This is a genomic window from Stenotrophomonas sp. PS02297, from assembly GCF_029959705.1.
In the GTDB taxonomy this organism is placed as follows: domain Bacteria; phylum Pseudomonadota; class Gammaproteobacteria; order Xanthomonadales; family Xanthomonadaceae; genus Stenotrophomonas; species Stenotrophomonas nitritireducens.
In genome coordinates this window covers 1-14835 of sequence record NZ_JASCOS010000090.1, presented here as the reverse complement: position 1 = coordinate 14835, position 14835 = coordinate 1, and the positions used below count along the sequence as shown (strand labels likewise).

At 64.3% G+C, this 14835-nt stretch carries 14 protein-coding genes; 2 read left to right on the top strand and 12 right to left on the bottom strand.

Annotated features, from left to right (window positions below; all coding sequences use genetic code 11):
• Window positions 1-140 precede the first annotated feature (140 nt).
• Both ahpF and ahpC read right to left on the bottom strand, forming a co-directional pair.
• The gene (gene ahpF / locus QMX80_RS14625) at window positions 141-1733 is read right to left on the bottom strand and encodes an alkyl hydroperoxide reductase subunit F (protein WP_282277794.1); all 1593 of its coding nucleotides are present in this window, start codon (window positions 1731-1733) and stop codon (window positions 141-143) included.
• A gap of 182 nt (window positions 1734-1915) precedes the next feature.
• The gene (gene ahpC / locus QMX80_RS14620; protein WP_055771875.1) at window positions 1916-2479 is read right to left on the bottom strand and encodes an alkyl hydroperoxide reductase subunit C; all 564 of its coding nucleotides are present in this window, start codon (window positions 2477-2479) and stop codon (window positions 1916-1918) included.
• Between the two features lie 330 nt (window positions 2480-2809).
• Between ahpC and prmC the strand changes: the two genes are divergently transcribed.
• Both prmC and QMX80_RS14610 read left to right on the top strand, forming a co-directional pair.
• Window positions 2810-3631, top strand: a complete 822-nt coding sequence (gene prmC, locus QMX80_RS14615) for a peptide chain release factor N(5)-glutamine methyltransferase (RefSeq protein WP_282277796.1) — start codon at window positions 2810-2812, stop codon at window positions 3629-3631.
• A gap of 114 nt (window positions 3632-3745) precedes the next feature.
• Window positions 3746-3967 carry a SymE family type I addiction module toxin gene (locus tag QMX80_RS14610; RefSeq protein ID WP_282277793.1) on the top strand — a complete coding sequence of 74 codons (222 nt, stop codon included), beginning with the start codon at window positions 3746-3748 and terminating at the stop codon, window positions 3965-3967.
• 122 nt (window positions 3968-4089) lie between these two features.
• On the opposite strand, the gene QMX80_RS14605 is transcribed toward QMX80_RS14610, so the two are convergent.
• The 10 genes from QMX80_RS14605 to QMX80_RS14560 all read right to left on the bottom strand — a co-directional run bounded on the left by QMX80_RS14605 (window position 4090) and on the right by QMX80_RS14560 (window position 14809).
• Complete coding sequence (locus QMX80_RS14605) at window positions 4090-4686, bottom strand: hypothetical protein (RefSeq protein WP_282277792.1); 597 nt, start codon at window positions 4684-4686, stop codon at window positions 4090-4092.
• A gap of 77 nt (window positions 4687-4763) precedes the next feature.
• Complete coding sequence (locus QMX80_RS14600) at window positions 4764-5402, bottom strand: hypothetical protein (RefSeq protein ID WP_282277791.1); 639 nt, start codon at window positions 5400-5402, stop codon at window positions 4764-4766.
• A gap of 62 nt (window positions 5403-5464) precedes the next feature.
• Complete coding sequence (locus QMX80_RS14595) at window positions 5465-6193, bottom strand: nucleotide-binding protein (RefSeq protein ID WP_282277790.1); 729 nt, start codon at window positions 6191-6193, stop codon at window positions 5465-5467.
• Between the two features lie 77 nt (window positions 6194-6270).
• Window positions 6271-6825 (bottom strand): hypothetical protein, encoded by a 555-nt coding sequence (locus QMX80_RS14590; RefSeq protein ID WP_282277789.1) that lies wholly within the window; start codon window positions 6823-6825, stop codon window positions 6271-6273.
• 755 nt (window positions 6826-7580) lie between these two features.
• Entirely contained in the window at window positions 7581-8930 is a 1350-nt protein-coding gene (gene gdhA / locus QMX80_RS14585) for an NADP-specific glutamate dehydrogenase (protein ID WP_282277788.1), read from the bottom strand.
• Between the two features lie 75 nt (window positions 8931-9005).
• On the bottom strand, window positions 9006-10067 hold the full coding sequence (gene leuB / locus QMX80_RS14580) for a 3-isopropylmalate dehydrogenase (RefSeq protein ID WP_282277786.1): 1062 nt from the start codon (window positions 10065-10067) through the stop codon (window positions 9006-9008).
• 109 nt (window positions 10068-10176) lie between these two features.
• Entirely contained in the window at window positions 10177-10755 is a 579-nt protein-coding gene (leuD, locus tag QMX80_RS14575) for a 3-isopropylmalate dehydratase small subunit (RefSeq protein WP_282277785.1), read from the bottom strand.
• Window positions 10755-12173 carry a 3-isopropylmalate dehydratase large subunit gene (leuC, locus tag QMX80_RS14570; protein ID WP_282277783.1) on the bottom strand — a complete coding sequence of 473 codons (1419 nt, stop codon included), beginning with the start codon at window positions 12171-12173 and terminating at the stop codon, window positions 10755-10757. The genes leuD and leuC overlap by 1 nt, the downstream gene beginning before the upstream one ends.
• 36 nt (window positions 12174-12209) lie before the next feature.
• Window positions 12210-13766, bottom strand: coding sequence for a 2-isopropylmalate synthase (locus QMX80_RS14565; RefSeq protein WP_273082831.1), 1557 nt, complete (start codon window positions 13764-13766; stop codon window positions 12210-12212).
• The gene (locus QMX80_RS14560; protein WP_282277795.1) at window positions 13760-14809 is read right to left on the bottom strand and encodes a threonine dehydratase; all 1050 of its coding nucleotides are present in this window, start codon (window positions 14807-14809) and stop codon (window positions 13760-13762) included. The genes QMX80_RS14565 and QMX80_RS14560 overlap by 7 nt, the downstream gene beginning before the upstream one ends.
• Between the last annotated feature and the right edge of the window lie 26 nt (window positions 14810-14835).

Sequence of the window (14835 nt, the reverse complement as noted above, 5' to 3'; positions counted from 1 at the left end):
GCCGCGATGGGGCCTGCCCATTGAAACCCGGCAGGCGCACGGTGTGGGCTGCTGCGGCGGGATCAGTGCGAAAGCTCCATCGCGGCTGAAGCCGCTCCTACGCAAGGAGGATGCCGCCGGGTGGCCGGCGGCATCGGGGTTCAGGCGGTCTCGGCCACCGCCGCGGCCGGCTGCGGCGCCGACGTGCGGATCAGGTGATCGAACGCGCTCAGTGCGGCGGTGGAACCGGCGCCCATGGCGATGATGATCTGCTTGTACGGCACCGTGGTGCAGTCGCCGGCGGCGAACACGCCCGGCACGCTGGTCTGGCCGCGCTCGTCGATCACGATCTCGCCGCGGTTGCTCAGCTCCACGGTGTCGCGCAGCCACTCGGTGTTCGGCAGCAGGCCGATCTGCACGAAGATGCCTTCCAGCTCGACGCGGTGCGAATCGCCGCCGACGCGGTCGGTATAGGCCAGGCCGGTCACCTTCTGGCCGTCGCCCAGCACCTCGGTGGTCTGCGCGTTGAGCACCACGGTCACGTTGGGCAGGCTGTTGAGCTTGGCCTGCAGCACCTGGTCGGCGCGCAGCTTGCTGTCGAATTCGAACACGGTGACATGGCTGACGATGCCGGCCAGGTCGATGGCCGCTTCCACACCGGAGTTGCCGCCGCCGATCACCGCCACGCGCTTGCCCTTGAACAGCGGGCCGTCGCAGTGCGGGCAATAAGCCACGCCCTTGTTGCGGTACTCGTTCTCGCCCGGCACGTTCATCTGCCGCCAACGCGCACCGGTGGAAAGAATCACCGACTTCGACTTCAGCGACGCGCCGTTTTCCAGCTGCACTTCCACTAGGCCATCGGCACCGGCCGGCACCAGCCGGGTGGCGCGCTGCAGGTTCATGATGTCCACTTCGTACTCGCGCACATGCTGTTCCAGCGCCGCGGCCAGCTTCGGGCCTTCGGTGTGCTGCACCGAGATGAAGTTCTCGATCGCCAGCGTATCCAGCACCTGGCCGCCGAAGCGCTCGGCCGCCACGCCGGTGCGGATGCCCTTGCGCGCGGCATAGATCGCCGCCGCCGCGCCGGCCGGGCCACCGCCCACCACCAGCACGTCGAACGCCTCCTTGGCGTTGATCTTCAGCGCATCGCGCGCCGCCGCGCCGGTATCAAGCTTGGCGACGATCTGCTCCAGCGTCATCCGGCCGGAATCGAACATCTCACCGCCCTGGAACACCATCGGCACCGCCATCACCTGGCGCTGCTCCACTTCCTGCTGGAACGCGCCGCCCTCGATCACCGTGGTGCTGATCTTCGGGTTGAGGATCGCCATCAGCGCCAGCGCCTGCACCACATCCGGGCAGTTGTGGCAGGTCAGCGACATGTATACCTCGAAGGCGAACTCGCCGTCGACCGCCTTGATGCTGTCGATCACTTCCGGCGCCACCTTCGGCGGATGCCCGCCGGTCCACAGCAGCGCCAGCACCAGCGATTCGAACTCGTGGCCCAGCGGCAGGCCGGCGAAACGCACGCCATGGCTCTGGCCTTCGCGGGCGATCACGAACGAGGGCGTGCGCGCATCGGTGCCGGAGGTATCCAGCGCGATCTTGCCGTCGCCGGCGGCGACGATGTCGTCCAGCAGGCCGCGCATCTCGGTGCTGGCGGCGCTGTCGTCGAGCGAGGCCACCAGGCGCAGCGGCTGGCGCAGCAGGCCCATGTACTGCTGCAACTGGGTCTTGAGGGTGTCGTCGAGCACGGCGCAACTCCTTGTTCGAGGCAAAACGGGGGAGGGCGCGGTTGCCAGGGCAACGCGCCGGGAAAGTAGGGGTGAACCGGAGCCGACTGCAGGCTGGCTGGCGTGCCGCGGCTGGCGGGCGGCAGAGGACTGCGGTTCACCCCCACGCCCGCCGCAGGGGCGGGGTGGGAGCGAGGGACGGCTTAGATCTTGCCGACCAGGTCCAGCGACGGGGTCAGGGTCTTCTGGCCTTCCTTCCACTTGGCCGGGCACACTTCGTTCGGGTGCGCGGCGGTGAACTGGGCAGCCTTCAGCTTGCGCAGGGTCTCGGACACGTCACGGGCGATCTCGTTGGAGTGGATCTCCATGGTCTTGATCACGCCTTCCGGGTTGATCACGAAGGTGCCGCGCAGGGCCAGGCCTTCTTCCGGAATGTGCACGCCGAAGGCGTTGGTCAGCTGGTGGGTCGGGTCGCCGACCAGCGGGAACTTCGCCTTGCCCACGGCCGGCGAGGTCTCGTGCCACACCTTGTGCGAGAAGTGCGTGTCGGTGGTGACGATGTAGACCTCGGTGCCCGCCTTCTGGAACTCGGCATAGTTCTCGGCCGCGTCTTCGATCTCGGTCGGGCAATTGAAGGTGAAGGCCGCCGGCATGAAGATCAGCACCGACCACTTGCCCTTCAGGCTTTCCTCGGTGACTTCGATGAACTTGCCGTTGTGGAAGGCGTTGACCTTGAACGGCTGGACCTGGGTGTTGATAAGGGACATGGAACTTCCTCTTGGTTGAAGGGACGGGTGGTGAACCGTGGAGCACAGGCTAATAGGCAGTGCCTAATAAAACAAATGAATTGAATGCATCGCATCAATAGATATTGGCTATTGATTCGGCCCGGCGAGCAGGCCCTGACCTCGATATCGGGCACTTTTCCGGCTTTCCAAGCCGGCGCGCCCGCCAAACTGAACGGGCAGGCATAGGCAGGCTCGATCCCGGCCGGCACCACTGCGGTAGGCAGCGACAGGCCGGGTGACTATCCTCCCGGTCCCGGAAACGTCCCGCGAAGAGGTAGTGAAGTGTCCAGCCCGAAGGTTGCCGAGCTGTTGCGGGAAGGCGCCGCCACGCTGCCCGGCGAGGACGCCCGGCACGAGGCCGAACAGCTGCTGCTGCACGTGCTGGGCGTGGACCGCGCCTGGCTGTTCGCCCACGCCACCGACCCGGTGGACGACGACGCCCGCCAGCGCTTCGAACTGCTCCTGCAGCGCCGCGCCCAAGGCCACCCGCTGGCCTACCTCACCGGCCGCCGCGGCTTCTGGACCCTGGACCTGCAGGTCAACACCGCAACCCTGATCCCGCGCCCGGAGACCGAACTGTTGGTGGAACAGGCGCTGGCACGGCTGCCGCCCGACCACATGGCGCGCGTCGCCGACCTCGGCACCGGCAGCGGCGCCATCGCCCTGTCCATCGCCAGCGAACGCCCGCTGGCCACGGTAATGGCCACCGACCTGCTCGGCCCCACCCTGGCCGTGGCGGTGAAGAACGCCCAGGCCCACGGCCTGGACAACGTATGGTTCCGCCGCGGCCACTGGTACGCCGCGCTGGGCGCGGACCGCTTCGACCTGATCGTCAGCAACCCGCCCTACATCGCCGCCGGCGACCCGCACCTGCAGCAGGGCGACCTGCGCTTCGAACCGCCCCCGGCCCTGGCCTCCGGCGCCGACGGCCTGGACGCCATCCGCGAAATCATCGCCGGCGCCCCCGACCACCTCGTCCCCGGCGGCTGGCTGCTGCTCGAACACGGCTGGGACCAGGGCCCGGCCATCCGCGCGTTGCTGGAGCAGGGCGGCTTCACCGAGGTGGAAACCATGCAGGACCTGGAGCAGCGGGATCGGGTAACTCTGGGACGGCTGCGGGGGATTGTCTGACGTTGACCCCGCAGGAGTGCGGTGATCAGATCGCCACAGGTGCTCAACACACCTTTACTAGGCGGTCGCCGTGCCCGAAAGCCATGCGGCTCCATCCATGCCTAGGAGATCGCCATGACCGAACAGGTCGAACCCCGGTTTACGTCGCGCACCTTGAAAGTCGGCTGCCAGTATTACGAGAGCCGCGCCAAGGAAAAGGACCGTCGCTTCAAGCCCAGGCAGGTGCCCTATCTGCGGCTATGCGGCGACTGGCTGGAGGCCGCGGGCCTCAAAGTCGGCCAGAACGCGCGGGTGATAGTGACCCGGCGCGGCATCGTGATTGCTGCTGAGGAATAGCTTGGTCGATGCCATGGGTGGCTTCGACCACCCATGGCATCATCGTTCGACATGAATTCAATACACAGTGCAGATTTGAGCTGTACTGTGTATTGGTGTGAGCTTGAGTGAATTCCTAGGCCTCACTGCTGCCATATGCTTGATATGTAAGCGATCTCGGCGTTAACAATTGAGAGTGAGGCTGGAAAATGCGGTCCATTTGAGAACAACTTTGAACGACGGACATCAAGTACGGAAAAATTATCAGTTGGCGCTGCCTTCGGTCGAAGTTGGTGTTCGAGCAAATCAATGATCAGTTCGGTTTTGAATGTGGTCAGAGCATCGCTCTTTAAGTACATCTTGATGATGTGTCGCTCGCCATTCACGACCAAGCCAAGCTCGGGATTCAATAAGATGTCGAATCCGCCAGCGGAGTAGACGTCACGCGGGGGATTGAACCACGTCAGGTCTTTGCGCCCCCACCATTTCTTGTATGCGTTCAGAATTTCAGGATAGCTCTTGATCTTTTTTGGGTCTGTCAAGGAATTCATGACGTCCGAGACTGCAGCTTTTCCGCCGTTCTTGCGGTGATTCTCAACGACGTGTTCTCGAAGAGATTTGTAGAAGTCGAAGGCCGGCTCATACTCGGGGCGCTCTTTAACCTGTCGCACCTTGGTAGCTTTGGGGCGTCCGGCTTTCGAAACAACATCAACAAAGTCTGTCAGCGATATCTGCGGCACTGGGTGACTCCTGTCGTGAGGCCTAACGCCCTGAGTTAAGCCGCTGCCACGAAGTGGCAGTCGGCTTGAATGAATTGTTAGGTGCTGACCGAGTCCGTTCCAACAGCGCTTTGCCAGACGACGCGGCCGGGGCCATTGGAACTCGGGAACTGCCAGCCCATATGAGTGACCGTATCGATCACAGAGCAAATAAGGTCAGTCGTGGCTCTTCTAAGCTGAGCAAGGAAATCAACGCCGATGGGCGTGTCAAATACTTCGCCTTGCTTGTTCACGAAAAAAGGAACACTGAGTCCGTCCGAATTTGGCGTATCCCACGATCCGTGACATATGGCATTTCGAATTTTACTCGCCTCACGAAGATCATCTAGAAGGCTATCGAAATTTTCGATATTTAATCCGGGATGATCCCGAACCGCTTTTCCGTAAGTGTCGATGAGGCCTCCCAGAGGGTCTGAGAGCGAACGCGTGAGCCTTGGAACCCAAGCCTCGTATGCGGCCGCGATGTCGCTGTCTTTGTAAGGCGTAGTCGCCGTGACAGCAAAGATTGCTTTTAGCAAGGTTTCTTCTAGAAAGCCGAAAGCTCCAACCGCACGGCCGAGCGCCTCCCAAAATGCTGGCGGATGGACGTGAGTTGGGAAGTTATCGGTTAGGTCAGAGCGCTGAACAACGTAGCCCGTAGTCTTTTCACTATTCAACTGCGAAACCTCTTCACTCAACACCTAAAGCCTGAATTAAGCCGCGCCGTGAAGCGGCGTCGGCTTGAATGAATTGTTAGATGTCACCAACCTCTCCCCGGCGCACCTACAAACAATATAGTTTGCTCGCCTTGCTGCGCTGGAACGTAATCCCAATAACGCGCAATCTCGATGATGTACTTCTTTGTTGATCCAGGCGGTAACTTGAGCTCTTTATCGGTGTCAGAAAACCGAATAACTTCACTGTTTAGAGCAGCTGGTCTGCTGCCCATCCACGACTGAAGGAGTGTTTTTATATCTCCTTCGGTTAGATCAGGAGTGCTGTCAGAATCAAAGTATCCAGTATTGACTCTTTTAGATAGTATCTTCACTTGCCGCGCGATTTTGGTCGCAGCCGGCCCAAGCGCTGCGACTAAGTTCTTGTCCTGACGATTCGCCTCGTACAAAGCCGGCGTAATCCCGAGCAGGTCGGAGGGCAAGTGAATAGTCTCCTCACTCCCACGGGGTATCACGATAAAGCAGCGTTCGCGTCCAAGCTTGCCTATAAATAAACCGAGCTCAAATAGGACATTGTCACGTACCGCGAGCTTCTCCGATCCACGTATGTTTACAACATCTTGCGGCGTAAACATGAATACGCCGAAGTCTGATGCTTCCAACGCTTCGAGTAGGGACTCAATGTTGTACCTAGATAGCTTAAATACGTCCTGAGACCACACCGTAACTTCGGCGACGAGCTCTAGACTCTCCTGCATAGCGGACGCGAGATCGATGAATTCGCTTGAAGAAGCAATGAATAGAGCAGGCCTCATTAATCTCTCCTGTGACATCTAACGCTTGAGTTAAGCCGCGCCGCGAAGCGGCGTCGGCTTGAATGAATTGTTAGACATCAGCCCTTTACTTTGCCCTTAAACCAGTTGACTAGCTTTTTCACGTCTACGCCAAGTCCAACGAAGTTAGGCTCAAGAATCAGCGCGTCAACAAGCGCGCCATGCTCGCCCTTGCGAAGCTCGTGGGAGATAGTGAAGTCCTGAATCTTCTTGTGCTCTTTGATGTCGCTGAAGATCTTGTCGAGAAGCGCAACAACATCGCCCGGGTTTTTACAGACGTCCCGTATCTTGACGAACACCAGGGAATCATTGATCTCGTGCGGCGGCTCCACATTGTCTGAATCGATGAAGTACTTGGGGTGTATGGTCGTTATAAGCAGTGCTGGAAGCACCGTGTTGGGGCCTTGACCGTTGATCTTTACCCAAGAGAGAACTTCAGAATTGAAGTGGCTGCCCGGCAATCCCCTGACCATCACTGCATCGTGCTCAGCGCACATCGTAGCGATGCGCTCTACGTTTGCTTTAAGGATGTCTGATACCGGTTCATTCCAGTTGCAGTAGTCAAGAACATACAAGTAGTACGAGCGCGACTCGGACAATGGGAGGTCAGACACTGAATTTACGTAAAGCCCCAAGAATCTCTCCCTGATGTCTAACGCCTGAGTTAAGCCGCGCCGCGAAGCGGCGTCGGCTTGAATGAATTGTTAGGGCTCACTGCCCGGAACTCTGTCTAAAGCATAGACCAATGCCGGCCAAGCCAAAGCCCGCGATAAAAACCCCAATGCCATACATGGTAAGCACAAGGAACCAATACCAAAATAGCTGGTGCGCAACCTCTGCGTGAAGCTCGCCGAAATACCTACTGGAGTGATGAAAGACTCCAGATTCTAGGGGTGACCGCAGTGCATAAGCAGAAAGGGTGCTAAACAAAAATATGAATATACCAAGTGCGGCGAAAGCTACCGGGCGATGCTTGGGTGGACGGAGCATTGGGAGCAGTCGAAGTGCCACGGCTAATGCCAATGGAAAGAAAGCGACGGCGAGAAATATTTCCGGGGTGGTCCAAGATGTACCCATGTGTCTGATGTGAGCCCTAACGCCTATTCGGCCGCCTAATCGCGGTGTTGCCCAAGTGTCCCGCTTTCTGGCGCCAATGTGAAGATGCGGTGATGCTGGAATATCAATGACCTGGGGGGGAGGGGGTGGTGCTGCCACGAAGCCGGCGGTAAACACCGCGCGTTTGCGGCCATATCGATTACGCCCGGAATTGTTCGGCATAACGCAAACGCTCAACCCCTCATAAGGGTGTACTGCTTGGATCAGGTACAGCGGCGTCCTTCTTCCGATCAGAAGAAGGGACGCGCAAACCTCAATACAACCCCTGCGCCAACATCGCATCCGCCACCTTCACGAACCCGGCGATGTTCGCGCCATCAACATAGTTGACACTGCCGTCCGCACGCTTGCCATGCTGCACGCAGTTGGCGTGGATTTCTTTCATGATCACGTGCAGGCGTTCGTCCACGTCGGCGTGGCGCCAGGACAGGCGCAGCGCGTTCTGGCTCATTTCCAGGCCGGAGGTGGCGACGCCGCCGGCGTTGCTGGCCTTGCCTGGGGCGTACAGGGTGCCGGCCTGCAGGAAGACGTCCACCGCTTCCAGGGTGGAGGGCATGTTGGCGCCTTCGGCCACGCACAGGGCGCCGTTGTGCACGAGGGTGCGGGCGTCGGCTTCGTCCAGTTCGTTCTGGGTGGCGCAGGGCAGGGCGATGTCGGCCGGGATGTGCCAGGGACGGCGGCCTTCGAGGAACTCGAAGCGTTTGTCGCCGGCCAGTTCAGACAGGCGGCCGCGGCGTTCGTTCTTCAGCGCCATCACGTCCTGCATGCCTTGTTCGTCGAAGCCGTCGCGGGCGTAGAGGGTGCCGCCGGAGTCGGAGAAGGTGAGGACCTTGCCGCCGAGTTCGGCGGCCTTGAGCGCGGCGAACTGGGCGACGTTGCCGGAGCCGGAGATCAGCACTTTGGCGCCGTGGGTTTCGCGGCGGGCGTGGTGCAGCATCTGTTCGACGAAGTAGACGGTGCCGTAGCCGGTGGCTTCCGGGCGCATCAGGCTGCCGCCGTAGGCCAGGCCCTTGCCGGTGAATACGCAGGCGGCGTCGTTGCTGAGTTTCTTCATCATGCCGGCCATGAAGCCGACCTCGCGCGCGCCCACGCCGATGTCGCCGGCCGGCACGTCGGTGTCCGGGCCGAGGTGGCGGTACAGCTCCAGCATCAGCGCCTGGCAGAAGCGCATCACCTCGCCCTCGCTCTTGCCCTTGGGGTCGAAGTCCGAGCCGCCCTTGCCGCCGCCCATGGGCAGGGTGGTCAGGGCGTTCTTGAAGGTCTGTTCGAAGGCCAGGAACTTCAGGATCGACAGGTTCACCGAGGGGTGGAAGCGCATGCCGCCCTTGAACGGGCCGATGGCCGAGCTGTGCTGCACGCGGAAGGCGCGGTTGACGTGGGTGCGGCCGCTGTCGTCGGCCCAGGCCACGCGGAACTGGATGACCCGTTCCGGTTCCACCAGGCGCTCGAGCAGGCCATGCCGCACGTACTGCGGGTGCTGCTGCAGGAACGGCCAGAGACTGTGGGTGACTTCCTTGACCGCCTGCAGGAACTCCGGCTGGTAAGGGTCGCGGCTGGCGACGTACGCCAGGAACTCATCGGGACTACGGTGGTTCAAGGGCATTCCTCCTGAAGGTGGGGAAGGGACAGCAAAAGGACAGCCGGAACGAAAACGCGGCCCGTAGGCCGCGTCATGGAGTCATTGCAGGCGGGCGAGAACCGCCTGCGCCGCCTGGGATGTGGAAAGCGCTCGTCCCTGCGCGGCGAGGTCGGCGGTGAACAGGCCGTCGTCCAGCGCGGCGGCGACCGCCTGCTCGACGGCCGCGGCTTCGGCCTCCAGCCCCAGCGAATGGCGCAGCAGCATGGCCGCACTGAGGATGGTGGCATAGGGGTTGGCGATGCCCTTGCCGGCGATGTCCGGCGCCGAGCCGTGGATGGGTTCGAAGATGCCGACCTTGCCCTGCTCGCCCAGCGAGGCGGACGGCAGCAGGCCCAGCGAGCCGGCCAGCATCGAGGCTTCGTCGGTGAGGATGTCGCCGAACATGTTCTCGGTGACGATCACGTCGTAGGCGCGCGGCTTGGCGATCAGGTGCATGGCCATGGAATCGACCAGCTGGTGCTCCAGTTCCACGTCCGGGAATTCCTCGCGGCCGATGCGCGCGGCCACATCCCGCCACAGCCGCGAGGTCTCCAGCACGTTGGCCTTGTCCACCGAGGTCAGTCTGCCGCGGCGCTGCTGCGCCAGGCGGAAGGCGCTGCGCAGCACGCGCTCGATCTCGGCCACGGTGTAGCGGCACAGGTCGCTGGCGCTGTCCGCGTCGCGGGTCTTGTCGCCGAAGTAGATGCCGCCGGTCAGCTCGCGCACGACCACGAAGTCGACGTCGGCGAGCAGTTCGGCCTTGATCGGCGAGGCGTGCAGCGCGGCGGGATGGGTGCGCACCGGGCGGAGGTTGGCGAACAGGCCCAGTGCCTTGCGGATCGCCAGCAGGCCCTGTTCCGGGCGCACCTTGGCGTTGGGGTCGGACCACTTGGGCCCGCCGACGGCGCCGAGCAGCACGGCGTCGGCCTTGCTGCAGGCTTCGAGCGTGGCGGCCGGCAGCGGTTCGCCGTGCTTGTCGATGGCGATGCCGCCGATGTCGTGTTCGGCGAAACTGAAGTCATGGCCGAAGCGGTTGGCGATGGCCTTGAGCACGTCCACCGCGGCGACGGTGATCTCGGGGCCGATGCCGTCACCCGGCAGTACGACGATGTTGGCTTGCATGGAGTCTTCCAGTGGTCTTGTTGTTCGTAGGAGCGGCTTCAGCCGCGAGGGGCTTTGCCGGGAAAGCCTCTTCGCGACTGAAGTCGCTCCTACAGGAGCAGGGGGCAGGTCAGGCGTGGCGTTGGCTTTCGTAGCGCTCGATCTCCGGCACGCGGCCCAGCAGCCAGCCCAGCTGGTCCACGCCTTCCAGCAGGCAGGTCTGCGAGAAGCCGTCCAGCGGGAAGGAGTACACCTTGCCGGCCGGCGTGCGCAGTTCGCGCGTGGCCACGTCGATGGTCAGTTCGTCATCCGGACGCTGCATCAGTTCCTGCACGTCGGCTTCGTCCAGCACGATCGGCAGCAGGCCGTTCTTCAGCGAGTTGCCGCGGAAGATGTCGGCGATCTCGCTGCTGACGATGGCTCGCAGGCCCAGGTCGGTCAGCGCCCACGGCGCATGCTCGCGCGAGGAGCCGCAGCCGAAGTTGCGGCCGGCCAGCAGGATCGAGCGGCCCTCATTCTGTGGCTGGTTGAAGGCGAATTCCGGGTTGGGCGAACCGTCGGCCTGCCAGCGCCAATCATTGAACGCGTTCTTGCCCAGGCCCGCGCGCTCGGTGGTGGAGAGGAAGCGCGCCGGGATGATCTGGTCGGTGTCGATGTTGGTCTGGCGCAGCACCACGCTGCGCGAGCTTAGGGTACGGAAACCGGCCATCACGCCACCTCCTTGTTGAACAGTTCGCGCGGGTCGGCAACCTTGCCGTTCACCGCGGCCCACGCGGCACTCAGCGGCGAGGCCAGCAGGGTGCGCGAGCCCGGGCCCTGGCGGCCCTCGAAGTTGCGGTTGCTGGTGCTCACCGCCAGCTGCCCCGGTGCGACCAGGTCGCCGTTCATGGCGATGCACATCGAGCAGCCGGGTTCGCGCCATTCGGCGCCGGCGGCGCGCACGATCTCGTGGATGCCCTCGGCCTCGGCGTCGCGCTTGACGATCTCCGAGCCCGGCACCACCAGCATGCGCACGCCCTCGGCGACGCGGCGGCCGCGCAGCACCTGCGCCACCTCGCGCATGTCGCTCAGGCGGCCGTTGGTGCAGGAGCCGACGAACACCACGTCCACCGGCGTGCCGGCCAGCGCGTGGCCGGCGGCGAACTTCATGTAGTCCAGGCCCTTCTGCGCGGCCGCGTCGTTGGCGGCCGGGATCGGCGCGTCTACCGCGATGGCGGTGCCGGGGTGCGTGCCCCAGGTCAGGGTCGGGCGGATGTCGGCGGCGTCGATGCGCACGTCCACGTCGAAGCGTGCGCCCTCGTCGCTGCGCAGCGTCTTCCAGTAGGCGACCGCCTTGTCGAAGTCGGCGCCCTTGGGGCCGCGCGGGGTCCTGGCGACCCAGTCGAAGGTGACCTGGTCCGGCGCCACCATGCCGGCGCGCGCGCCGGCCTCGATGGACATGTTGCACAGGGTCATGCGCTGTTCCATGTCCATCGCCGCGATGGTGGAACCGCGGAACTCCAGCACGTGGCCGGTGCCGCCGTTGACGCCGATCACGCCGATGATGTGCAGCACCACGTCCTTGGCGCCGACCCCCGGCGCCAGTGCGCCGTCGACGGTGATCGACATGGTTTTGGCCTTGCGCTGCAGCAGGCACTGCGTGGCCAGCACGTGGCCGACCTCGCTGGTGCCGATGCCGAAGGCCAGCGCGCCGAACGCGCCGTGGGTGGAGGTGTGGCTGTCGCCACAGACAATCGTCATGCCCGGCTGGGTGAAACCCTGTTCCGGCGCGATGACGTGCACGATGCCGCGGCTGCTCGAGGCCATGTCGAACAGCTCGATGCCGTACTCGGCGCAGTTCTTCGCCAGCATCTGCACCTGCGCTTCGGAGGCCTTGCTCGCATACGGCAGCTTGCCGTCGGCGCCGGCCGGCAGGGTCGGCGTGGAGTGGTCCATCGTCGCCTTGGTGCGGTCCGGGCGGCGCGGCGCGAGGCCGCGCTCGCGCAGTTCGGTGAAGGCCTGCGGCGAGGTGACTTCGTGGATCAGATGCAGGTCGATGTACAGCACGGCCGGCGCGCTGTCGCTTTCGGGGACGACGACGTGCGCGTCCCACAATTTGTCATACAGGGTCTTGGGTGCGGAGCTCATTGCGTCTTGTTCCGTTGCCTGGTGGGGCCGTCGCGCTCAGGCGCTGACGGCTTCCTGGGTCTTGCTGCTTTCGCGCTGGCGCAGCAGGCGGTTGGTGACGTCCAGCCAGGCCAGTGCACTGGCCTCGATGATGTCACGGCTGGTGCCGGTGCCCTCGTAGATGTTGCCTTCGTGGCGCACGCCCAGGTTGGCCTCGCCGCGTGCGTCGGCGCCGATGCCGACGCTGTGCACGTGGTAGCTGTCCAGCGTGAGCTGCACGCCGGTGGCGGCCGACAACGCCGAGAACAGCGCATCGACCGGGCCGTCGCCCTGCGCGGTCTCGGCGACGCGGTTGCCTTCCGGGTCGGACAGCTCGACCAGCGCGTTGGCGCGGCTGCCGACGTCGCTGATGGTCATCGACGCCAGGCGGTAGCCATCGCTGCCGGAGTTGCCCTGCATCAGGGTCTGCAGGTCGGCGTCGGTGACCACGCGCTGCTGCTCGCACAGGGCCTTGAACTGGTCGAACACTAGCTTCAGCTCTTCCTCTTCCAGCCAGTAGCCCAGCGCACGCAGGCGCGCCTCGACCGCGGCGCGGCCGCTGTGGCGGCCCAGCACCATCTGCGAGGACTCCCAGCCCACGTCTTCCGGATGCATGATTTCGTAGGTGTTGCGGTTGCGCAGCATGCCGTGCTGGTGGATGCCCGATTCGTGCGCGAACGCGTTGGCGCCGACGATGGCCTTGTTGCGCTGTACCGGCATGCCCACCAGGCGCTGCAGCAGCTGCGAGGTCGGCACGATGCGGCGGGTGTCGAAGCCGGTGTCGAAGTTGTAGAAGGCGTTGCGCACCTTCAGCACCATGGCGATCTCTTCCAGCGCGCAGTTGCCGGCGCGCTCGCCGATGCCATTGATCGAGCCTTCCACCTGGCGCGCGCCGCCTTCGATGGCGGCCAGCGAATTGGCCACGGCCAGGCCCAGGTCGTTGTGGCAGTGCGCGCTGAAGATCACCTTGTCGGCGCCGGCGGCGTTGCCGATGACGTGCTGGAACATCGCGCGGATCTCATCCGGCGTGGTGAAGCCGACGGTATCGGGCAGGTTGATGGTGCGCGCGCCGGCGGCGATGGCGACCTGCGCCACCTCGGTCAGGAAGTCCAGCTCGGTGCGGGTGGCGTCCTCGGCCGAGAACTCGACGTCGTCGATGTAGCCGCGCGCCATCGTCACGTGCTTGTGCACCGATTCCAGCACCTGCTCCTTGCTCATGCGCAGCTTGTGTTCGCGGTGCAGCGGGCTGGTGGACAGGAATACATGCAGGCGCGGCTTGGCGGCCGCTTCCAGCGCCTTGGCCGAGGTCTCGATGTCGCCGGGCAGGCAGCGCGACAGCACCGCCAGCACCGGCTCGCGTACCTCGCGGCCGATCAGGGCCATGGCCTCGCGGTCGGATTGGGAACTTGCCGGGAAGCCGGTTTCGATCACGTCCATGCCCAGCTCGGCCAGGGCGCGCGCCATCACCAGCTTCTGCGGTGGGGTCATGCTGCAGCCCGGTGACTGTTCGCCATCGCGCAGGGTCGTGTCGAAGATGGTAATTCGGGGGGTATTGATGGTTGGAGTAGTCACCAGAGGGTCTCCTCGACAGCGGGTGCGATGATGTTGGAATGTTCGTTTCGGGAGGGCCGCGGCGCGTTGGGGGCGACGCGGCTTCTAAGTCGTTCGGCGTTGCGCCGTCGCGGCTTGCGCGGCGGGCTGGGACGCACTTCGGACAGCAGCGTGGACAGCACGGCGGCGTCGATGTTGCCGCCGGAGACCACCGCGCACTTGCGCTTGCCGGCCACGCGGCGGCCGGCGGCCAGCGCCAGCGCGCCGGCACCTTCGGCGATGACGTGTTCTTCCAGCGCCAGCCGCACCAGGGTCTCGCGCAGCTCGGCTTCGCGCACGATGACCACGTCGTCGAGCAGGCTGGCGCACAGGCGGCGGGTGAGGAAGCCGGGGATCTTGACCTTGACGCCATCGGCCAGGGTGGCGACCGGCGCGATCTCGCGCACGTCGCCCTTGATCGCGCGGGCCATCGAATCCACGCCCTCGACCTGCGCGCCGATGATGCGCACGCCCTGCGATTTCAGCGCCAGCGCGACGCCGGAGGCCAGGCCGCCGCCGCCGATCGGCACGATCACCACGTCCGGCGCGTGCGGGGCGAGTTCGATGCCCAGGGTGCCCTGGCCGGCGATCACGTCCGGATCGTCGAACGCGGACAGGAAGCGGTAGCCGTTCTGTTCGGCCAGTTCGCGGGCGAAGGCGTAGGCCTCGTCGTAGCTGTTGCCGTGCTGGCGCACGGTCGCGCCCCAGTGCTGCACGCCGGCGATCTTGGTGGCCGGCGCGCCGTGCGGCATCACCGTGATGGCCTGCACGCCGAGGCGGAACGAGGCCCAGGCCACGCCCTGGGCGTGGTTGCCGGCCGAGGCGCAGATCACCGGGCGCTCGTCGCCGCGCTCCAGCGCGGCCAGCATGGCGTTCAGCGCGCCGCGCACCTTGTACGAGCCGGTGCGCTGCAGGTTTTCGAGCTTGAGCCAGGTGCCGAAACGCTCGGCGTAATGCAGCGGGGTGGGCGGCAGGAAGCGGCGCCGGCGCGCCGGCGCGGGCCAAAAGTCGGGGCCGCGGGCGGTGATGTCGCCCGCGGCGGGGGGGACGGCGC

Coding starts and splice junctions, on each gene's coding strand:
- ahpC (WP_055771875.1), bottom strand. CDS start 2,479: ATGTCCCTTATCAACACCCAGGTCCAGCCGTTCAAGGTCAACGCCTTC.
- QMX80_RS14610 (WP_282277793.1), top strand. CDS start 3,746: ATGACCGAACAGGTCGAACCCCGGTTTACGTCGCGCACCTTGAAAGTC.
- QMX80_RS14595 (WP_282277790.1), bottom strand. CDS start 6,193: ATGAGGCCTGCTCTATTCATTGCTTCTTCAAGCGAATTCATCGATCTC.
- gdhA (WP_282277788.1), bottom strand. CDS start 8,930: ATGCCCTTGAACCACCGTAGTCCCGATGAGTTCCTGGCGTACGTCGCC.
- leuB (WP_282277786.1), bottom strand. CDS start 10,067: ATGCAAGCCAACATCGTCGTACTGCCGGGTGACGGCATCGGCCCCGAG.
- leuD (WP_282277785.1), bottom strand. CDS start 10,755: ATGGCCGGTTTCCGTACCCTAAGCTCGCGCAGCGTGGTGCTGCGCCAG.
- leuC (WP_282277783.1), bottom strand. CDS start 12,173: ATGAGCTCCGCACCCAAGACCCTGTATGACAAATTGTGGGACGCGCAC.